This is a genomic window from Gemmiger formicilis, from assembly GCF_016901605.1.
Taxonomy (GTDB): Bacteria; Bacillota; Clostridia; order Oscillospirales; family Ruminococcaceae; genus Gemmiger; species Gemmiger formicilis_B.
The window spans coordinates 1-19,742 of sequence record NZ_JACJKP010000034.1; the positions used below are offsets into that span (position 1 = coordinate 1).

At 59.8% G+C, this 19,742-nt stretch carries 17 protein-coding genes, 1 riboswitch and 1 other annotated feature; of the genes, 10 read left to right on the plus strand and 7 right to left on the minus strand.

The window, feature by feature from the left end:
* The 4 genes from H6B10_RS04245 to hisB form a co-directional block, all read right to left on the minus strand.
* Positions 1 to 493, minus strand: a 493-nt coding sequence (locus H6B10_RS04245; RefSeq protein WP_243427248.1) for an MATE family efflux transporter, incomplete at its 3' end; no start/stop codon positions are given.
* The gene (locus tag H6B10_RS04250; RefSeq protein WP_204650030.1) at positions 490 to 1,098 is read right to left on the minus strand and encodes an AAA family ATPase; all 609 of its coding nucleotides are present in this window, start codon (positions 1,096 to 1,098) and stop codon (positions 490 to 492) included. The genes H6B10_RS04245 and H6B10_RS04250, both read right to left, overlap by 4 nt.
* A gap of 202 nt (positions 1,099 to 1,300) precedes the next feature.
* Positions 1,301 to 2,554, minus strand: coding sequence for a serine hydroxymethyltransferase (glyA, locus tag H6B10_RS04255; protein WP_204650032.1), 1,254 nt, complete (start codon positions 2,552 to 2,554; stop codon positions 1,301 to 1,303).
* 45 nt (positions 2,555 to 2,599) lie between these two features.
* On the minus strand, positions 2,600 to 3,187 hold the full coding sequence (gene hisB / locus H6B10_RS04260; RefSeq protein WP_204650035.1) for an imidazoleglycerol-phosphate dehydratase HisB: 588 nt from the start codon (positions 3,185 to 3,187) through the stop codon (positions 2,600 to 2,602).
* 306 nt (positions 3,188 to 3,493) lie between these two features.
* On the opposite strand from hisB, the gene dnaK reads away from it, so the two are divergent.
* From dnaK to H6B10_RS04275, 3 genes are all read left to right on the plus strand, one after another.
* Positions 3,494 to 5,284 (plus strand): molecular chaperone DnaK, encoded by a 1,791-nt coding sequence (gene dnaK, locus H6B10_RS04265; protein ID WP_204650038.1) that lies wholly within the window; start codon positions 3,494 to 3,496, stop codon positions 5,282 to 5,284.
* Between the two features lie 126 nt (positions 5,285 to 5,410).
* Positions 5,411 to 6,118, plus strand: coding sequence for an AzlC family ABC transporter permease (locus tag H6B10_RS04270; RefSeq protein WP_345941703.1), 708 nt, complete (start codon positions 5,411 to 5,413; stop codon positions 6,116 to 6,118).
* Positions 6,105 to 6,440, plus strand: a complete 336-nt coding sequence (locus H6B10_RS04275) for a branched-chain amino acid transporter permease (RefSeq protein ID WP_204650043.1) — start codon at positions 6,105 to 6,107, stop codon at positions 6,438 to 6,440. The genes H6B10_RS04270 and H6B10_RS04275 overlap by 14 nt, the downstream gene beginning before the upstream one ends.
* 43 nt (positions 6,441 to 6,483) lie before the next feature.
* Here the strand turns inward: H6B10_RS04275 and H6B10_RS04280 are convergent, their stop codons facing one another.
* Complete coding sequence (locus H6B10_RS04280) at positions 6,484 to 7,860, minus strand: citrate synthase (protein WP_204650045.1); 1,377 nt, start codon at positions 7,858 to 7,860, stop codon at positions 6,484 to 6,486.
* A 349-nt stretch (positions 7,861 to 8,209) separates the two neighbouring features.
* Here H6B10_RS04280 and H6B10_RS04285 point away from each other — a divergent pair, with 349 nt between their 5' ends.
* The 4 genes from H6B10_RS04285 to H6B10_RS04300 all read left to right on the plus strand — a co-directional run bounded on the left by H6B10_RS04285 (position 8,210) and on the right by H6B10_RS04300 (position 13,243).
* The gene (locus tag H6B10_RS04285; RefSeq protein WP_207751570.1) at positions 8,210 to 10,456 is read left to right on the plus strand and encodes a hydratase; all 2,247 of its coding nucleotides are present in this window, start codon (positions 8,210 to 8,212) and stop codon (positions 10,454 to 10,456) included.
* A 154-nt stretch (positions 10,457 to 10,610) separates the two neighbouring features.
* Positions 10,611 to 10,793 (plus strand): hypothetical protein, encoded by a 183-nt coding sequence (locus H6B10_RS04290; RefSeq protein WP_204650047.1) that lies wholly within the window; start codon positions 10,611 to 10,613, stop codon positions 10,791 to 10,793.
* Between the two features lie 39 nt (positions 10,794 to 10,832).
* Positions 10,833 to 11,984 (plus strand): AI-2E family transporter, encoded by a 1,152-nt coding sequence (locus H6B10_RS04295; RefSeq protein ID WP_204650049.1) that lies wholly within the window; start codon positions 10,833 to 10,835, stop codon positions 11,982 to 11,984.
* Between the two features lie 80 nt (positions 11,985 to 12,064).
* Complete coding sequence (locus tag H6B10_RS04300; protein ID WP_204650051.1) at positions 12,065 to 13,243, plus strand: AI-2E family transporter; 1,179 nt, start codon at positions 12,065 to 12,067, stop codon at positions 13,241 to 13,243.
* A 54-nt stretch (positions 13,244 to 13,297) separates the two neighbouring features.
* On the opposite strand, the gene H6B10_RS04305 is transcribed toward H6B10_RS04300, so the two are convergent.
* Positions 13,298 to 14,215: a SufB/SufD family protein gene (locus tag H6B10_RS04305; RefSeq protein WP_204650052.1), complete on the minus strand. Its 918-nt coding sequence runs from the start codon at positions 14,213 to 14,215 to the stop codon at positions 13,298 to 13,300.
* Positions 14,215 to 14,955, minus strand: a complete 741-nt coding sequence (locus H6B10_RS04310) for an ABC transporter ATP-binding protein (RefSeq protein WP_204650054.1) — start codon at positions 14,953 to 14,955, stop codon at positions 14,215 to 14,217. The genes H6B10_RS04305 and H6B10_RS04310 overlap by 1 nt, the downstream gene beginning before the upstream one ends.
* Before the next feature lie 194 nt (positions 14,956 to 15,149).
* Positions 15,150 to 15,422, plus strand: a binding site (T-box leader).
* Between the two features lie 77 nt (positions 15,423 to 15,499).
* Between H6B10_RS04310 and asnB the strand changes: the two genes are divergently transcribed.
* The 3 genes from asnB (at position 15,500) to H6B10_RS04325 (ending at position 19,558) form a co-directional block, all read left to right on the plus strand.
* Positions 15,500 to 17,080: an asparagine synthase B gene (gene asnB, locus H6B10_RS04315; RefSeq protein ID WP_204650057.1), complete on the plus strand. Its 1,581-nt coding sequence runs from the start codon at positions 15,500 to 15,502 to the stop codon at positions 17,078 to 17,080.
* Positions 17,081 to 17,159: 79 nt separating this feature from the next.
* Positions 17,160 to 17,275, plus strand: a riboswitch (THF riboswitch).
* A gap of 100 nt (positions 17,276 to 17,375) precedes the next feature.
* A complete protein-coding gene (locus H6B10_RS04320; protein WP_204650059.1) occupies positions 17,376 to 17,966 on the plus strand; it encodes a folate family ECF transporter S component in 591 nt (196 codons plus the stop codon).
* A 248-nt stretch (positions 17,967 to 18,214) separates the two neighbouring features.
* Complete coding sequence (locus H6B10_RS04325; protein ID WP_204650061.1) at positions 18,215 to 19,558, plus strand: alanine/glycine:cation symporter family protein; 1,344 nt, start codon at positions 18,215 to 18,217, stop codon at positions 19,556 to 19,558.
* Positions 19,559 to 19,742: the final 184 nt, after the last annotated feature.

Consider the following 19,742-nt stretch of genomic DNA (forward strand, 5'->3'; position numbering starts at 1 on the left):
CGGTGGCGGTGAGCAGTTTTTCCACCATGCACTGGATCATGCAGCCGAGGCTGAACAGGCAGCACACCGAAAGATAATCCACACCGTACTGCCGGATCACGGGGTCCTCAGTCTGGGAGTGCATGAACGGCACCACCCCGAACACTCCGAAGAGGAAAAACGCCACAAAGGTACACAGGGCCAGGAACAGGCCGTTGGCGGAAGCCTGGTCGGCTTCCGCGTGGTTGCCTTCCCCCAGGGATTTGGATACATAGGCGTTGACGCCTACGCCGGTACCCACCGCAAAAGCGATCATCAGGTTCTGGATGGGAAAAGCCAGCGATACGGCGGAGAGGGCCGCCTCGCTGATGTAAGAGACAAAGATGCTGTCCACCACGTTGTACAGCGCCTGGAACAGCATCGATACCATCATCGGAATCGTCAGGGAAAAGAGCAGCGGCCCCATAGGGGCCGTGCCCATGCGACTGGCAGAATGGGAATCGGTGGTACTCATGCCTTGTTTGCAGCCTCCATGGCCCGGGCGGCGCTCACGATCAGGTCGGCACAGGTATCCAGGCCCAGTGCCGCGTTCAGGCACAGATCGTAGTTTTTCGCTTCGCCCCAGCGGTTTTCGGTATAGTAGTTATAGTAGCTGGCGCGGGCGCGGTCATGTTTGGAGAGCTGTACTTCCCACAAACGGTCGGCCATATCCTTGGCGCCGGGCCGGGTTTTGGCGCGCTGAATGCGCTCTTCCAGCGGAGCGTAGACAAAGACGCTCAGCACATTGGGGCGTTCCCGCAGCACATAGTCGCCGCAGCGGCCCAGAATCACACAGGAACCTTCCGCCGCAAGTTCCTTGATCACGTTGCTCTGCAGGATATAGACCTGGTCGGCCAGCGGCATGGTATTGCCCATCATGTACAGGCTGTAGATCAGGCTGCCGCTGCGCTGATTCTCACTGGCCGCAATGGCTTCCTCGGTCAGGCCGCTCTTTTTGGCTGCCCGGGTGATCAGTTCCTTGTTGTACAGGGGGATGCCCAGCTTGTCCGCTACCGCTTGGGCAATCTCGCTGCCGCCCGATGCATACTCACGCGCGATTGTAATGACCATTGGTTCCATATTCTAATACACCTCACATTCAAAATGTGGCATTTTATGTTGCACTTTGCACAAAAATGCACACGTATCTGCCTATAGTATACCCTGAACCTGCCCAAAACGCAAGGAAAAACCGGGCGAAAGGCCGCCCGGTGTGCAAAAAAATACAGCCGCCCCGGCGGGGCGGCTGCGGTACGGCCCGGACCTTTTGCCCGGGGACCGGTTATTCGTACAGCGGGAAGCGGGCGGACAGTTCGGCCACGCGGGCGGCGATGTCCTCCTTTTTGGCTTCAAAATCAAAGATGCAGTCGGCAATGCAGTCGGCGATGATCTTCATCTCGGCGGGGCCCATGCCGCGGGTGGTCACGGCGGGGGTGCCTACCCGCACGCCGCTGGTCACAAAGGGGCTGCGCTTTTCGCCGGGAACGGTGTTCTTGTTGGCGGTAATGTGTACCTCGTCCAGGTTGTGCTCCAGTTCCTTGCCGGTGCAGTTTTCATCGGTCAGGTCAATGAGCAGCAGGTGGTTGTCGGTGCCGCCGGATACCAGCTTCACCCCGCGGGCAGTCAGGCCGTCCGCCAGAGCGGCGGCATTTTCCACGATCTTGCGGGCGTATTCCTTAAAGGAAGGCTGCAGCGCTTCCCCAAAGCAGACGGCCTTGGCGGCGATCACGTGTTCCAGCGGGCCGCCCTGGGTGCCGGGGAAGATGGCCGAATTGATCCGTTTGATCAGGTATTCGTTGTTGGTCAGGATCAGGCCGCCGCGGGGACCGCGCAGGGTCTTGTGGGTGGTGGTGGTCACCACATCGGCGTAGGGCACGGGGTTCTGGTGGGCGCCGCCCGCTACCAGACCGGCGATGTGGGCCATATCCACCATCAGCATGGCGCCGTAGCCGTGGGCGATCTCGGCCAGTTTTTCAAAATCGATGGCACGGGGATAGGCCGAAGCACCGGCCACCAGCAGCTTGGGCCGGACCTTGGCCACCTGCTTGGCCAAAGCGGCATAATCAATGCGGCCGTCCTCGCCCACACCGTAGGAAACAAAGTGGTAGTTTTTGCCGCTCATATTCACAGGGGAACCGTGGGTCAGATGCCCACCCTGGGACAGATCCATGCCCATGACGGTGTCGCCCACATCCAGCAGCGCAAAGTAAACGGCCAGGTTGGCCTGGGCGCCGGAATGGGGCTGCACGTTGGCGTATTTGGCGCCGAACAGCTTGCAGGCGCGGTCAATGGCCAGCTGCTCCACCTCGTCCACATACTGGCAGCCGCCGTAGTAGCGGTGACCGGGGTAGCCTTCGGCGTATTTGTTGGTCAGTACGCTGCCCATGGCTGCCATTACGGCCGGCGAAACAATGTTCTCGCTGGCGATCAGCTCAATGTTCTGGCGCTGGCGGACCAGCTCCCGCTGCATGGCGGCGCCCAGTTCCGGGTCGGCGCTCTGCACAAAACCAATGGTATCCATCATGTCCTGGTACATTTCCCGTTTACCTCCCTGAATTGTAAAAAATACTATGCAGACAGATCACAGCGTGCCTTTGGTGGAAAGCACCCCGTCGATCCGGGCATCAAGGCGAGTGGCGGCGTCCAGTGCCTTGGCAAAGGCCTTGAACATCGCTTCCAGTTTGTGGTGGTCGTTTTCTCCGTACAGCACCTTCAGGTGCAGGTTCATGGCCGATGAATAGGATACGGCGTAAAAGAATTCACGGGCCATCTGGGTGTCCATGCCGCCGCAGGCGGGGGTGGCAAACTGGGCGTCGTACACAAAGTAGGGCCGCCCGCCCAGATCCACGGCGCACAGGGCCAGGGTTTCGTCCATGGGCAGCAGGCAGCTGCCGTACCGTACCAGCCCGGCTTTGTCGCCCAGGGCCTGGCGCAGCGCGGTGCCCAGCGCAATGCCGATATCCTCAATGGTGTGGTGGCAGTCCACTTCCAGGTCGCCGTGGCAGTCCACCGCCAGGTCAAAAAGGCCGTGGCGGGCAAAACCGTCCAGCATGTGGTCAAAAAAGCCGATGCCGGTGTTCAGGTCGGTCTTGCCGGTACCGTCCAGGTTCAGCGTCAGCGTGATCTGCGTTTCACGGGTGGTGCGTGTTACCGTTGCTGTGCGTGCCATAAAAAGTGGCTCCTTTCCCGCCCTTGGGGCTGCAATATACCTAAAACTATAACACGCCGGGGGCACAGCGTCAACGTTTGCGGGCCAAGGTTTGGACGCTTCGTTGCAATATTTGTAAAATTTATTTACGAAATCGCAACACATTTTGTCGGTGTGCGCGCTACAATAAAAACACAACAGGGAATCCTGCTCAGTACCATGGAAAACCAAGCCGCGGCAGGGCCGTAACGGCTGTTTGCGGCGGTGTGCCGGTTTTGTGTGGTGCTGGCGTTTCTGTCTGGTCTTTTTTGAAAGGACAACCGTACTATGGCAAAGATCATCGGAATTGATTTGGGTACCACCAACAGCTGTGCCGCCGTTATCGAGGGCGGCAAGCCGGTGGTCATCCCCAATGCCGAGGGCCAGCGCACCACACCGTCGGTGGTGGCGTTCACCAAATCCGGGGAACGGCTGGTGGGGGATGCCGCCAAGCGGCAGGCTGTCACCAACGCCCCGCGCACCATCAGCAGCGTCAAGCGGCAGATGGGCAGTGAAACGCGTATTCCCATCGACGGCAAAAGCTATGCCCCCCAGCAGATCAGTGCTCTGATTTTGCAAAAGATCAAGGCCGATGCCGAGGCCTACCTGGGGGAACCGGTCACCGAAGCCGTCATTACGGTGCCGGCCTATTTCAACGATGCCCAGCGCCAGGCAACCAAGGACGCCGGGCGGATCGCCGGGCTGGAAGTACGGCGCATCATCAATGAACCTACCGCTGCGGCCCTGGCCTACGGGCTGGACAACGGCCGTGCCCAGACAGTCATGGTCTATGACCTGGGGGGCGGAACCTTTGACGTTTCCCTTATTCAGATCGGGGACGGCATTGTGCAGGTGCTGGCCACCTGCGGCGACAACTACCTGGGCGGCGACGATTTTGACGCCCGCATTGTGGACTGGCTGGTGGAAAATTTCCGCACCGCCTACGGTATCGACCTGACCGGTGACCGCGTGGCCATGCAGCGCCTGCGGGAAGAAGCGGAAAAGGCGAAAAAGGAACTTTCGGCCGCCACCCAGACCGAAATCAACCTTCCCTTCCTGACGGTGGGGCCCCAGGGGCCGGTCCATCTGCAGGAAACACTGACCCGCGCCAAGTTTGAGGAACTTTGCGCCGATTTGATCGAACGGACGGCGCTGCCGGTGCGCAATGCCCTCAGCGACGCCCACCTGACCGCCAGCGACCTGGACCAGGTGCTGCTGGTGGGCGGGTCCACCCGGATCCCTGCCGTGCAGGCCAAGGTGCAGCGGATGGTGGGGCTGGAACCCTCCCGGACGTTGAACCCGGATGAATGCGTGGCCCTGGGGGCTGCCGTTCAGGGGGGGCGCCTGGGCGGCCAGGCCCTGGCCGGTGCCGGGCAGGAACTGCTGCTGATGGACGTGACGCCGCTGACCCTTTCCATCGAAACGGTGGGCGGTGTGGCCACCCATCTGATCGAGCGCAACGCCACCATTCCCACCCGGTTCAGCAAGGTGTTCACCACGGCGGCGCCCTTCCAGTCCACCGTGGAGATCAAGGTGCTGCAGGGCGAACGGGAGTTTGCCCGGGACAACAAGCTGCTGGGTACCTTTACCCTGCGGGGCATCAAGCGTGCCTGGGCGGGTGTGCCCAAGATCGAAGTTACCTTTGACATCGACGCCAACGGCATCGTCAAGGTCAGCGCCAAGGACCTGGATACCGGCAAGCAGCAGGGCATTACCATCACCGGTTCCTCCAACCTCAGCGAGGAGGAGATCCAGCGCGCCATGCGGGATGCCGCGGTGTTTGCCGGGCAGGACAAGGAGCGCAAAGCGGCGCTGGAAGCCCTCAATGCAGCCGAAGCCGCCCTGTACCGCGTGAATACGGCACTGGGCAGCAAGGCGGGCAAGGAACTGGACCGCGAAACCAAGGGCAAAATCAAGGAAGCCGAACGCAATCTGGAAAAAGTCACCCGCCACAAAAAAGCCGAAAAGCTCACCCCGGCGGATGTGCAGGCCATCAACGCCGCACGCGAAGCGTTGTCGGCCATAGCCACCCCGCTGGTCACCCGGTGGGAGAGCGAACAAGCCAGTCAGACAAAGTAGAGGGGGAGGCTGCCGGTGTACGGCACCCGCACCTCCCTGTGGAGCAAGGCCCGGAACTCTTGTAGAGTTCCGGGCCGTTGTGCTATAATGAGGTTGCATTTTACCCAAAAAGGGGTGCAGAAAATTGTGAAAACAGCCAAATATGCCTTTGTTCGTTCGCTGCCGGTCATGGCGGGGTATCTGGTGTTGGGGCTGGGCTTTGGGGTACTGCTGCAAAGCAAGGGGTACGGCCTGGGCTGGGCGCTGGCCATGAGCCTGCTGATCTACGCGGGCAGCATGCAGTATGTGGGGGTGGACCTGCTGGCAGGCGGCGCTTCGCTGATCGCCGCTGCACTCATGACCCTGACGGTCAACGCCCGGCACCTGTTTTACGGAATCTCCATGGTGGAGCGCTACCGGAACGCAGGCCCGGCCAAGCCCTATATGATCTTTGCACTGACCGACGAAACCTACTCATTGGTATGCAGCGGAGAAGTGCCCGACGGTGTGGACCGGAACCGGTATTTCTTTTTGGTGTCGCTGTTCAACCAGGCTTACTGGGTGGCGGGCAGCGCAGCCGGGGCGCTGGTAGGCGGGCTGCTGCCCTTTGACAGTACCGGGATAGATTTTTCCATGACGGCGCTGTTTCTGGTGGTCATGACCGAACAGTGGCGCGCCAGCCGCGACCATACCCCAGCACTGGTGGGGCTGGGGGTATCTTTGGTGTGTCTGCTGGTGTTCGGGGCAGATGGGTTTCTGATCCCGGCCATGGTGGGCATCACCCTGGTGCTTACGCTGCTGCGGGGCACCCTGCAGCCAAGGGAAAAGGAGGAAGATGCCCATGCCGGCCATTGACCTGCACGCCGCCGCCCTGGTGGCGGTCATTGCCGCCGTTACCATTCTGCTGCGGTTTGCCCCCTTCGTCGTGTTCGGGGGCGGGCGCCCTACGCCCCGGTATATCCTTTATTTGGCCCGGGTGCTGCCCTGTGCCATTATGGCCATGCTGGTGGTTTACTGCCTGCGCGGGGCCGACCCGCTGGGCCCCACCCATGCGTTGCCGGAACTGCTGGCAGGTACCGCTGTGGTGCTCCTGCAGCTTTGGCGCAAAAACACCTTGCTGAGCATCGCCGCCGGTACCGCTTTGTATATGGTGCTGGTGCAGATGGTCTTTGCATAAACGGATAAACGAAAAAAGCCGCCCCATCGGGGCGGCTTTTCTGTTATTTTCTGTCTGCCAGGGTGATGTAAGGCTGGGGCTGGCCCACATATTTGTAGGCCGGGCGGATAATGCGGTTGGCAAACTCCACTTCCTCCACCCGGTGGGCACACCAGCCCGGTACACGGGCAATGGCGAACAGCGGGGTGTACAGATCCTCGCTGATACCCAGCATCCGGTAGATCAGGCCGCTGAACAGGTCCACGTTGGCGCAAACCTTTTTGGGGCCGTGCTTTTCCTCCGCAAAAACCTGGGGCGCCAGCCGCTCAATGCTGCACAGCATCTCGAATTCTTCGTCGTAGCCTTTCTCGTAGGCCATGCGGCGGGCGTGGTTTTTCAAAATCTGGGCGCGGGGATCGCTGACGGTGTACACCGCATGCCCCATGCCGTAGATCAGGCCGCTGCCGTCCCCGGCTTCCTTGCGGATGATCTTGCGCAGGAACTCCCGCACTTCATCGTCGTCGGCGGGATTTTCCACGTTTTCCAGAATATAGTCCAGCTGGTGCATGACCTTCAGGTTGGCGCCGCCGTGTTTGGGGCCTTTCAGGGCGCCGATGGCCGCCGAGATGGCCGCGTAGGTATCGGTGCCGGAACTGGAAAGCACGCGGCAGGTAAAGGTGGAGCAGTTGCCGCCGCCGTGGTCCGCGTGGACCATCAGGCAGAGGTCCAGCAGACGGGCTTCCTCATGGGTGAACTTCTGGTCGGCGCGGTAGGTGCTCAGAATGTGTTCCGCGGTGCTCTGGCCCTCGGTGGGCAGGTGGAAGTACATGCTGGACCGGTCATACACCCGGCGCTTGATCTGGTAGGCGTTCACCATCATGGTGGGCAGTTCGGCAATCAGGTTGATGCTCTGGCGCAGAATGTTGGGCAGGCTGGAATCCTCGGCGTGTTCGTCGTAGCTGTACATGGCCAGCACACTGCGGGCCATCTTGTTCATCAGGTTGGGGGAGGGGGAGTTCAGGATCATGTCGTCCGCAAAGCCCCGGGGCAGTTCCCGGTGATGTTCCAGCAGCTTGCAGAACTTGGCATGCTGTTCCCGGTCGGGCAGGGAACCGAACAAAAGCAGCCAGATGACCTCCTCAAACAGGAAGCGGTCATGGTTGTCGGCTTCGGCGGCCAGGGTATCAATGTCGATGCCCCGGTAGACCAGCCGCCCCGGAATGGGCACAATGGCGCCCTCGGGGGTTTTGTCATAGCCGATAACGCTGGATACATTGGTGATGCCGGCCAGCACACCGGTGCCGTCCAGGTTGCGCAGGCCGCGCTTGACGCCCATCTGGTCGGCCAGGTGGGGGTCCAGGTGAGCGTTATGCTCCAGATACTCATGGCAAAGCAGTTCCAGTTCATCCGGTTCCAGGGCCGGAACGTCCGGGTAATACATCGGTGTGCTCCTCTCTTGTGTGTATATTTATTCGCGGCGCTCAGGCGGGGGATAGCCCCTGCCACACCGGGGGAATAGCATAATTCTATAATGCTCGGGCGGCTTCGTCAAGAAAAACTTAAAATTTTGACAGAATAACCAAGCAGGTGCTTTATTTTATTAAGCTGACGGTCGCTTTACCTGATTCTGCATAAAAAACCGCGTTGACAACCCGGCGTAAAGCGGGTATATTGTAGTAAGTAACTGTGTATAAAAACCATGCTTTAACGGCGTCGCAGCGGGAAAAACACAGTATGTTTATGAACCCGCCGCCCCGCCTGATCATCTGGAAACGGAGGGAATATCCATCATGAAACTGCACCCCCAGGGCATGTACCTTGTCAACGGCGCCCTGCAGGCCGAAGCCCCCGCGGGCGTTACCCAGACCGATGCACGCCGCGGCACCATCGCTTACTCCATCCTGGAAGCCCACAACACCAGCGGTGATATGGACAACCTGCGCATGAAATTTGATTCCATGACCAGCCATGACATCACCTACGTGGGCATTATCCAGACGGCCCGTGCTTCCGGCATGGAGAAATTCCCCCTGCCGTATGTTATGACTAACTGCCACAACTCCCTGTGCGCGGTGGGCGGCACCATCAACGAGGACGACCACCAGTTTGCACTTTCCGCCGCCCACAAATACGGCGGCATTTACGTTCCGCCGAACATGGCTGTGATCCACAGCTATAACCGGGAGATGATGTCCGGCTGCGGACGGATGATCCTGGGGTCCGACTCCCACACCCGGTACGGTGCCCTGGGCACCATGGCCGTGGGTGAGGGCGGCGGCGAGCTGGCCAAGCAGCTGGTGGGCCGTACCTACGATATGGCTTACCCCGGTGTGGTGGCCATCTACCTGACCGGCAAGCCCCACCCCGGTGTAGGCCCCCACGACGTGGCCCTGGCGCTGGTGGGCGCCACCTACGCCAACGGCTATGTGAAGAACAAGGTCATGGAGTTCATCGGCCCCGGCGTGGCCAATCTGTCGGCGGATTACCGCAACGGCATCGACGTCATGACCACCGAGACCACCTGCTGGTCCTCCATCTGGCAGACCGACGCCGTCACCGAACAGTATTTCGTCCGGCACGGCCGCCCCGAAGCCTACAAGGAACTGAAACCCGCCGATGTGGCTTACTATGACGGCGTCATCGAGCTGGATCTTTCCACCGTGGAGTGCATGATCGCCCTGCCCATGCATCCCAGCTATGCCTACCCCATCCGGGAACTGAAGGCCAACGCCCGGGAGATTCTGGCCGCGGCCCAGGAACAGGCCAACAAGCAGCTGGGCGGCAAGGTCCAGATGGACCTGGTCAGCAAGATCACCGCCGACGGCCGCATCTATGTGGAGCAGGGCGTGGTGGCCGGCTGCTCCGGCGGTACCTATGAGAACATCTGTGCGGTGGCCGATATCCTGCGGGGCCAGAACTGCGGCAACGGTGCCTTCAAGTTCAGCGTCTACCCCGACAGCATGCCCACCTACCTGGAACTGGTCAAGAATGGCGCCGTGGCCGATATTGTTTCGGCGGGCGGCATCTTCCGGGAGTGCTTCTGCGGCCCCTGCTTCGGCGCCGGCGACACCCCTGCCAACGGCGAGTTCAGCATCCGCCACACCACCCGCAACTTCCCCAACCGGGAAGGCTCCAAGCCCGGCGAAGGCCAGATCAGCGCCGTGGCTCTGATGGACGCCCGTTCCATCGCGGCTACCGCCGCCAACGGCGGTTACCTCACCGCCGCCAGCGAGGTCTGCGACACCGAGTACACCGCCCCCGAATATCACTTCGACCAGGGCGTTTATGACAAGCGCGTCTACAACGGCTGGGGCCATCCCGAACCGGATTATGCCCTGAAATTCGGCCCCAACATCAAGGACTGGCCGGAACAGCCCGCCCTGACCGAGGATCTGCTGGTAAAGGTGGTCAGCTACATCACCGACCCCGTCACCACCACCGATGAACTGATTCCCTCGGGCGAAACTTCCTCCTTCCGCTCCAACCCGCTACGGCTGGCGGAATTCACCCTCTCCCGCAAGGACCCGGCCTATGTGCCGAACGCCAAGGCCGTTCACGCCCTGGATGAGGCCCGCCGTGCCGGTCAGATGCCGGCGGAAGTGCAGGCCGTGTATGCCGCGCTGGAAAAGGCCGGCTACCATCCCGATGCGGCGGCTACCAACATCGGTTCGGCCATCTTTGCCAACAAACCCGGCGACGGTTCCGCCCGCGAGCAGGCGGCAAGCTGCCAGCGCGTGCTGGGCGGTGCGGCCAACTTTGCCTGTGAGTACGCCACCAAGCGTTACCGCTCCAACTGCATCAACTGGGGTATGCTGCCCTTCCTGACCGACACCCCCAAGGTGCTGGCCAACGGGGACTATGTGTTCCTGCCCGGTGTGCGCAAGGCATTGCTGGAAGCGGCCGACCAGATGGAGGCTGTGGCGGTCAAGGCCGACGGCAGCACCACCAAATTCACGGTGCGGCTGGGCGCCATGACCGATGCCGAGCGCCAGATCCTGGCGGACGGCTGCCTGATCAACTACTATAAGAATCACTGATGCCGCAAAGGCCCGCACTGTTTTGGTGCGGGCTTTTCCTTTTGTAAAATCCTGCATGGAACACCCCCGGCGGTGGCATATTCTAATGGTATATGGTATAATGGCGGCACAGCCCCCGGGCGGGACCCGGAACAGAAGAACGGGAGGTGCGGTTATGAATGCCCGCAAAAAAATCTGGCTGGCGGTGGCAATTTTTGCCGCTCTGGCGCTGCTGACCGGGCTGCCCGAGGTTGCCCGGGGGATCGCCGCACGGGGCGTGTGGGCTGTGAATTACGGCAGGGTGGGGTTCCCGCTGCTGCTGTTGCTGTGGGCCGGGGTCATGTACCGCCGGCCGTGACCGGACCTGTACCGGGTCCTTGAAAAAGGAGAACGTACTTTGAAGAAATGGTTGGACCGTGTACCCCGCACCACCGGGGATTTTCTCCGGCTGGCGCTGGGGGTAGCCTTGATTTTTGGGTTGGCGTGGCAGCTGCCCACCCTGGCGGGCGGGCTGGGGAAATTTTTCAATATCCTGAGTCCCTTCGCCTGGGGCATTGTGCTGGCCTACGTGCTGGATATTCCCACCCGCTTTTTTGCCGAAAAACTTTTCCACGGCAAGCGCGGTGTCGCCGTCGTACTGAGTTATATCCTGCTGTTCGGCGTGGTGGCGCTGCTGCTTTCACTGGTGGTGCCCCAGCTGGCCGCCAGCATCAGTTCCTTCGTGGCCAGCCTGAGTACCTATGAGGAGGATATCCAGAACACCCTGACCTGGGTGCAGCAGACCTTCGGAATCGATACGGCTACTCTGGAACTGTATGTGCAGCAACTGACCGATAACCTGCAGGAATGGTTTAAGTCCATCTCCGGGCAGGCGGCCCAGGCGGCGGCCGACGCAGCCGCCGGTGTGGCCGGCGCCGCCATGGACAGCTTTGTGACCCTGGCCGTCAGCATCTATCTGCTGGGCGACAAGGACCTGCTGCTGCGGGCGGCCCGCACCTGCCTGCGGGCCGCGCTGCCGCCCAAACAGGCAGGCAGTGTGTTCTCTGTCTGCACCATGGCCAACCGGACTTTCAGCGGATACATCGGCGGCCAGCTGATGGATGCCCTGCTGGTGGGTGTGGAAACCTTTGTGCTCATGTCGCTGTTCCGGCTGGACTATGCGCCGCTGATCGCGGTGCTGGTGGGCGTTACCAACATCATCCCGGTGCTGGGACCCTTTATCGGGGCTGTGCCCGGCACCATCATTCTGCTGCTGGAATCCCCGCTGCAGGCAGTGGAGTTTGTGCTGATCATTCTGGTGGTCCAGCAGGTGGACGGTAACTTTATTGCGCCGCGCATCATTGGCGGGGCTACCGGTCTGCCGGGCCTGGGGGTTCTTATGGCCATCATTGTGGGCGGCAACCTGTTCGGCATTCCCGGCATGGTCATCGGCGTGCCCACCCTGGCGGTGATCGTTACCCTCATCAAGCAGGCGGTGGGCGCCGAGCTGACGGCCCGCGGCATTGACGAGGAAGGGCGGCCGCTCAACCCGCCGGACACAAAAAATTAACAACTTGCCCCCCTTGTGTTGACGGATACCGCCCGGTACAATAAAAGGGGCAGATTTGCCAGGAAAGGGAAACATATACGGTGAAGGGAAAGCATTTTTTTGAAAAAAGACCCGATTCCATACTGGAATGGATGTGCCTGATTTTTGCAAGCATTGCATTCTATCTGTTTTTAAGCAACCTGGGCTATTTTATGGGCGGTTTTTACGCTCTGCTGGGGATCCTTTCGCCCTTTGCGGGCGGCGTGGTCATCGCCTTTGTGCTCAACCCGATGGTCAAATATTTCCATCAGTCGTTCTTGCACGAGGTGCCGCGGCTGCGTTGGGTAGCCATTCTCATGTCCTACGCGGTGGCCATTTTGCTGCTGGTGCTGCTGGCCTGGCTGGTCATTCCCCAGATCATCAACAGCATTGCCATTCTGTTCAACAGCCTGCCCGGCTATGTGGAAAGTATGCAGGAGACCCTGCTGTATATTCAGGAACACTACGGCCTGCCCGTGGACCGCTTTGTGCGAATTCTGGACGATTCCGAAACGATGATGAAGGAACTGTATGCGGTGGCCACCAGCGCCATGCCGCAGATCGTCAGCACCATCGGCAGTGTGGCGTCCAACTTTGTGGCGGTGTTCACGGCGGTGGCTTCCAGCATTTATATGCTGTCCGGCAAGGATAAACTCATCCACCAGCTCAAAACGCTGGTACACGCGTTTTTGCCGGAACCGGTGGCCCGCAACACCCTGCGGGTCTGCCACTACGCCAATGAGAACTTCACCGGCTTTTTTGTGGGCAAGATCATCGATTCTGCCATCATCGGCGTACTTACCTTTGTACTGATGTCCATCCTCCGGCTGGACTTTGCACTGCTGGTCAGCGTCTTTGTGGGCATTACCAACATCATCCCGGTGTTCGGCCCCTTCATCGGCGCCATTCCCAGCATCTTCATCCTGTTGCTGGTGGACCCCGTGCAGGCATTGATTTTTGCCGTACTCATCCTCTTCATCCAGCAGCTGGACGGCAACTTTATCGGTCCCAAGATCCTGGGCCAGTCCATCGGCATCTCCTCGCTGTGGGTGCTGTTCTCCATCGTGGTGGGCGGCGACCTGTTCGGCCTGGTGGGCATGGTGGTAGGCGTACCGCTTTTTGCCACCCTGTACGGCCTGTTGCAGGAGATCGTGCATTTCCTGCTGGAGCGCCGCGGCATTGACGGCGAGGGCAACCCGCTGCCCGACGCGGAACAACCGGCGAAAGAAACTGTATCCTGAACAAACAAAAACCCCGCTGCAGCCAAAGGCTGCAGCGGGGTTTTTTGCGGTTGCTTATTTCAGGAAGCCGTTGACGATCTGGTCCTCGGCCTCTTTTTCGGTCAGGCCCAGGGTCATCAGCTTGATCAGCTGTTCACCGGCAATTTTGCCGATGGCAGCTTCGTGGATCAAGCTGGCGTCCACGCTGTTGGCGGTCAGGGCCGGGCTGGCAATGACCGACGCATGGTCCATGATGATGGCGTCGCACTCGGAGTGACCGGCGCAGGCGCAGTTGCCGTTGATGTGGCTGATAAACTCCTGCTTGCTCACATCCTTGGCCACGCTGCGGGAAACAATATTGGCCGAGCAGCCTTCGCCGTTCAGGTCCACATTGAAGTCGGTAACGGCGCGCTGGTCGCCGGTGGTCATGATCTTTTCCTTGACCACCAGGCTGGCACCGGCAGCCAGATCACCGCCGGTCTTGCGGATGGTATCGTCCACACCGGCAATCTGGGTGGTTTCCATCTCCATCTCGGCGCCTTCGGCCAGGTGAACGATGGTGGTGGGGTTCATGATCTGCTTGCCGCGGCCGTCACCCTCGCCGTAGTGCTTTTCCACATAGCGCAGCTTGGCGTTTTTGGCCAGCCAGAAGGTGTGGATGCCGTCATGCTCGGCATTGCCGCCGCCGCAGTTATGGATGCCGCAGCCGGCAATGATGGTCACGTCGGCGCCTTCCCCGATGTGGAAGTCGTTGTACACCAGGTCCTTCAGGCCGGTCTGGCTCAGGATTACCGGAATGTGTACGCTCTCGTTCTTGGTGAAGGGGCGGATGTAAATGTCGATGCCCGGTTTGTCGGTCTTGGTGACGATATCGATGTTGGCGGTGGTGTTGCGGCCCGCCAGTTCGCCGTTGGCGCGGATGTTGTAAGCTCCCACCGGCAGGCTGTCCAGTTCGGCAACCTCTTTCAGCAGGTTCATCTCAATGGCGTCCATCAGCTGCGCACCCCCTCTACTTTATCGGTCAGAATGCTGCAGGCCGGGCTGGAAGCATCGGCGCTGCCCAGCAGGGCGGGCAGGATCTCGCTGCGGGCGCCCACTTTCTCCACCTGACCGTTCTTGATGACCACGATCTTGTCGGCAATGTTCAGGATGCGCTCCTGATGGCTGATGATCAGGATGCTGCCGCGGGTCTGCTCGTACATCTTTTCGAACACACGGATCAGGTTCTGGAAGCTCCACAGGTCAATGCCGGCTTCCGGTTCGTCAAAGATGGAAAGCTTGGTGCCGCGGGCCAGCACCATGGCGATCTCGATGCGCTTGAGCTCGCCGCCCGAAAGGCTGGCATTGATCTCGCGGTCGATATAGTCACGGGCGCACAGACCTACCTCGCTCAGGTAGTTGCAGGCCTCGGTAACGCTGGTGTTCTTGCCGGCGGCCAGGCTGAGCAGGTCTTTGACCCGCAGCCCTTTGAACCGCACCGGCTGCTGGAAAGCATAGCTCATGCCCAGGTTGGCGCGGTCGGTGATGGACATGTGGGTAATGTCCACGCCGTCCAGCAGGATCTGGCCGCTGGTGGGCTGGTAGATACCGGCAATCACCTTGGCCAGGGTGGATTTGCCGCCGCCGTTGGGGCCGGTAATGGCCACAAAACGCTCCTGTACGGTAAGGTTTACATCGTGCAGGATCTCTTTATTGTCGTCGGTTTCGTAGCCGACGTTACGCAATTCTAGCATGGTAAAGAAGCTCCTTTTTTCGGGTTGGGGCTGTGGAAAGTATTGCCACGCCCCACCAAAATAATACTATACCATGAACGTTGACAAAGTACAAGTACAATCTCTATAAAAACGGTAGATTTTGGGAGAAAAAGCGCTGTCTTTCTGCAAAAAAATCTTGACAGAGCGGGGCCGATGGTGCTATGCTTTAGCTGTTAAAAGCGTTGATCGGGAAAAGTACCGCCCAAGATCCGCACAGAGAGCCCGGCATTTGCTGCGAGCCGGGACGGGGACGGGGCGCGAAAGAACACCCGGGAGCTGCAACCTGAACCTCCCGTTGGCGGGGCAGTAGGGGCGCCGCAGGCCGTGCGTTACAGCGGCAGCGTTTCAAAGGTGAACGTGTACGGAAAAGAGTGACCGTATGCCGTTGTTTCGGCTGCGGTAAAATAGGTGGCACCGCGGGTTCAAGACAGCAACTCGTCCTATACAAAGGGCGAGCGGGCTGTCTTTTTTTATTTGCCACTCGGGGAAAACGGTTGTAAGAAAGTAAGGAGTGTCACCAAAAATGTGCTGTATCATGGGTTACGCCGGGCATGACCTGCCCAAAGAAACTTTCACCGAGTATCTGCTGCGCACCACCTCCCGCGGGCCGGACGACCAGCGGGTCTGCGAGACCGAGTTCGGTCTGCTGGGATTCGGCCGTCTGGCCATTATGGGCCTGACCCCCGAGGGCATGCAGCCCTTCTTCCGGGGAACGGACTGTGTGGCTTGCAACGGCGAGCTGTACGGTTTCCGCCCGGTCAAAAAAGAGCTGGAAGCGGAGGGCTACACCTTCCAGTCGGATTCCGACTGTGAGATCATCCTGCCGCTGTACTACAAGTACGGGCTGGATATGTTCAAGCACCTGGACGCCGAGTTCGCCATGATTTTGTATGACAGCCGCAAAAAGCTGCTCATTGCGGCCCGGGACCCCATCGGCATCCGGCCGCTGTTCTACGGGTACAGTGATTCCGGCTGCATCGCTTTTGCCTCGGAGGCCAAAAACCTGGTGGGGCTGTGCAAAAAGATCTACCCGTTCCCCATCGGCAGCTATTACTGCAACGGCCAGTTTGTGCGCTACTGCGATATTGCCGATACCCCGGCCTATTCCCAGGACGAACTGCCGGTGATCCTGCAGAACATCCAGGAAAAACTGGTGGCCGGTGTGGACAAGCGCCTGGATGCCGATACCCCGGTGGGATTTCTGCTTTCCGGCGGGCTGGACTCCAGCCTGGTCTGTGCCATTGCGGCCAAAAAGCTGGGCAGACCCATCCGTACCTTTGCCATCGGCATGAGCGAGGACGCCATCGACCTGAAATATGCCAAACAGGTGGCGGATTATCTGCATGCCGACCACACCGAGGTCATCATCAACAAACAGATCGTGCTGGATGCCCTGGAAGATGTGATTGCCATGCTGGGCACCTGGGATATCACCACCATCCGGGCTTCGGTGGGGATGTACCTGGTCTGCAAGTATATCCATGAGCATACCGATATCCGGGTTCTGCTTACGGGGGAAATCTCCGATGAGCTGTTCGGGTACAAATACACCGACTTTGCGCCCAGTTCGGCCGCCTTCCAGGCGGAAAGCCAGAAACGCATCCGGGAACTGTATATGTACGATGTGCTGCGGGCGGACCGTTCCATCAGCGTGAACAGCCTGGAAGCCCGGGTGCCTTTCGGGGACCTGGATTTCGTCAAATATGTCATGGCCATTGACCCGGCCAAAAAGCTGAACACCTACGGCAAGGGCAAGTACCTGCTGCGCAAAGCCTTTGAAGGGGACTGGCTGCCGGAGGGGATTCTCTGGCGGGAGAAGGCAGCTTTCAGCGATGCGGTGGGCCACTCCATGGTGGACGATTTGAAAGAATACGCCGAGGAAAGATACACCGACCGGGAATTTGCCGAGCGTGCGGGCCGCTACACCTATGCCCGCCCCTTTACCAAAGAAAGCCTGCTCTACCGGGAAATTTTTGAAAAATACTATCCCGGCCAGGCCGAGATGATCGTGGATTACTGGATGCCCAACAAGGCGTGGCCGGGCTGCGATGTGCAGGACCCCAGCGCCCGGGTGCTGGCCAACTACGGTGCCAGCGGGGAATAATCCGCAAAAAAGCGCAAAATTTCGCCAAAAGGGTTGCATTCCGGGAAGATGCGGCCTATAATGGCGTAGTATGATCCATTGCAGAGTAGGGATTCGCGCGTGGGGGAACCGCCCCCGAAGTGCCTGACCAACGGGGAGTTGTGGCAGGACGAAGTGACCGGAAGGTCCGCGGTGCGCATCCCGCATCCCGCTGCTGCATGACGGTGCGCAACGGCGGGTGTGGTACAAGTGTGTCCACGCCCGCTTTTTGCCTCCTCCTTTGTGCAGCAATGCACGAATGAGGAGGTATTTTTGTATGCAAGATCAGACATTGTCCGTTTTTTCCGCCGCCTACTGGCGCGCCGCCCGGGCCGAGTTCCGCAATGTGAGGGTGCTGGCTTTTTCGGGGCTGGTCTGTGCCATGGCCATGGTGCTGGAAACCATGCCCATCTACCTGCTGGGCCCCAGCCTGAAAATCTATTTCAGTTTTCTGGCGGTGTCCCTGGGGTGCATGTGCTATGGGCCCCTGGTAGGCATGATGACCGGTGCGGTCATTGACTCGGTAGGCTTTTTGATCTCCAGCTACGGCGAGCCGTATTTCCCCGGTTTCATGATCACTGCCATGCTGTCGGGGCTGATCTACGGCGTCATGCTGTACCGCCGCAAACCCACGGTGTGGCGTATTATCCTGACCCGCATCATTATCAACTACGGCAGCAATGTGCTGCTGGGCAGCGTGTGGAAGGCCATGCTCTACGGCAAGGGCTATATCTACTATGCCGCCAGCGGTCTGGTGAAAAACACCATCATGCTGCCCATTGAGGTGTTTTTGATGTGGGTGGTGCTGAATGCCGCGGTGCAGTACGGTCTGGACCGCAAATACATCCATGGAATGCGGGCGCGTTGACCTGTTGCCCCCGTTCCGCGCTGTGGCCGCACAAAGGGTCTGCCTGCGCCGGATTGCCGATGCGGGCGGAGATACTTTTGGGAATCTTGCAGGGGCCGGGGTTCACCCGGTCCCTTTTTATAGCTAAAGGTGTGCGCAGTACAAATACACTTGACTTTACAGAAAAAGCATAGTATAGTAGTTACGTTGTCTGCCGGGCGGCCGGCAGGGGAAAGGTTTGGAATGGAAAAAATCTGAGGGGGACAATCATGGCATTTTTTACTTCGCTGGTTGAACAGGCCAGCAATATTTTGTGGAATTATCTGCTGCTGTTTCTGCTGGTCGGCACCGGCATCTTTTTTACCATCCGGCTGCGGGGTGTGCAGCTGCGCCGCTTTGGCGAGGGCTTCCGCCGTGTGTTCGGCGGCTTTACCCTGCGGGGCAAAAAGGCCGGTCATGACGGTATGAGCTCTTTCCAGGCGTTGACCACCGCCATTGCGGCCCAGGTGGGCACCGGCAACATCACCGGCTGTGCCACCGCCGTGGTCAGCGGCGGCCCCGGCGCCCTGTTCTGGGTGTGGGTGTCGGCCTTCTTCGGCATGGCCACCATCTACGCCGAGGCGGTGCTGGCCCAGCATTACAAGACGGTGGAAAACGGCCGGGTCACCGGTGGTCCGGCCTACTACATCCGGGCGGCGTTCAAAGGCCGTTTTGGCCAGATTCTGGCGGGCATCTTCTCGGTGCTGATCATCCTGGCCCTGGGCTTTATGGGCAACATGGTGCAGTCCAACTCCATCGGTGACGCATTCGCCAACGCGTTCGGCGTCAACCGCCTGCTGGTGGGCATTGTGGTGGCAGCCATTGCGGCGTTCATCTTCCTGGGCGGTGTGCAGCGCATTGCCTCGGTGACCGAAAAAATCGTACCCATCATGGCGGCTTTTTACATCCTGGGCTGCATGATCATTCTGATCATGAACGCCAAGGCGCTGCCGGATACTTTTGCCCAGATCTTTGTGCTGGCGTTTGATCCCCAGGCTATGGCCGGCGGCGTGGCGGGCGTTACGGTGCAGCAGGCCATGCGGTTCGGTGTGGCCCGCGGCCTTTTCTCCAACGAGGCCGGTTTGGGTTCTACGCCCCATGCCCATGCGCTGGCCAAGGTCAAACAGCCCCAGGACCAGGGCGCGGTGGCCATTCTGGGCGTCTTTATCGACACTTTTGTGGTACTTACCTTCACCGGTCTGGTGCTCATCTCCTCCGGTCTGGTGCCCCAGGGCCTTACCGGCACTGCGCTGACCCAGGCGGCGTTCAGCCAGTCTTTCGGCAGCTTTGGCCCCATCTTTATTGCCATCTGCATGTTCTTCTTCGCCTTCTCCACCATCATCGGCTGGTATTTCTTCGGGCATACCAACTTCAAGGCGCTGTTTGGTGAAAAAGCCCTGCCGTTGTACAGTGTGATTGTGGTCGTGTTCATCCTGGTAGGTTCCACCCTCAAGGTGGATCTGGTCTGGGCGATGGCCGACTTCTTCAATGGCCTGATGGCGGTTCCCAACCTGTTGGCGCTGCTGGCGCTGTCGGGTGTGGTGGCAGCTATCGATCGCGGCCAGAAAAAGTAAAGTCTCCCCAAAACGGCAGATGCCCCGCATCCGGATTTCCGGGTGCGGGGCATCTGCTGTATAGAAAGAACGGAAAGGAATGGCAATAAAGATGGGGCCAAAGCTGCCGAAAGACTGGCTGAACGCCGCCTGGGTCAGCGCAGTGCCGGTAAGGCCCTGGGGCACCAGACCGGAGGAGATGAGC

Bases quoted from the DNA above. Each gene is read 5' to 3' on its own strand.
- H6B10_RS04275 (WP_204650043.1), top strand. From the start codon at position 6,105: ATGCCGGCCATTGACCTGCACGCCGCCGCCCTGGTGGCGGTCATTGCC.
- H6B10_RS04305 (WP_204650052.1), bottom strand. From the start codon at position 14,215: ATGGACGCCATTGAGATGAACCTGCTGAAAGAGGTTGCCGAACTGGAC.
- H6B10_RS04310 (WP_204650054.1), bottom strand. From the start codon at position 14,955: ATGCTAGAATTGCGTAACGTCGGCTACGAAACCGACGACAATAAAGAG.
- hisB (WP_204650035.1), bottom strand. From the start codon at position 3,187: ATGGCACGCACAGCAACGGTAACACGCACCACCCGTGAAACGCAGATC.
- dnaK (WP_204650038.1), top strand. From the start codon at position 3,494: ATGGCAAAGATCATCGGAATTGATTTGGGTACCACCAACAGCTGTGCC.
- H6B10_RS04250 (WP_204650030.1), bottom strand. From the start codon at position 1,098: ATGGAACCAATGGTCATTACAATCGCGCGTGAGTATGCATCGGGCGGC.
- H6B10_RS04285 (WP_207751570.1), top strand. From the start codon at position 8,210: ATGAAACTGCACCCCCAGGGCATGTACCTTGTCAACGGCGCCCTGCAG.
- H6B10_RS04325 (WP_204650061.1), top strand. From the start codon at position 18,215: ATGGCATTTTTTACTTCGCTGGTTGAACAGGCCAGCAATATTTTGTGG.
- glyA (WP_204650032.1), bottom strand. From the start codon at position 2,554: ATGTACCAGGACATGATGGATACCATTGGTTTTGTGCAGAGCGCCGAC.
- asnB (WP_204650057.1), top strand. From the start codon at position 15,500: ATGTGCTGTATCATGGGTTACGCCGGGCATGACCTGCCCAAAGAAACT.
- H6B10_RS04320 (WP_204650059.1), top strand. From the start codon at position 17,376: ATGCAAGATCAGACATTGTCCGTTTTTTCCGCCGCCTACTGGCGCGCC.
- H6B10_RS04290 (WP_204650047.1), top strand. From the start codon at position 10,611: ATGAATGCCCGCAAAAAAATCTGGCTGGCGGTGGCAATTTTTGCCGCT.
- H6B10_RS04280 (WP_204650045.1), bottom strand. From the start codon at position 7,860: ATGTATTACCCGGACGTTCCGGCCCTGGAACCGGATGAACTGGAACTG.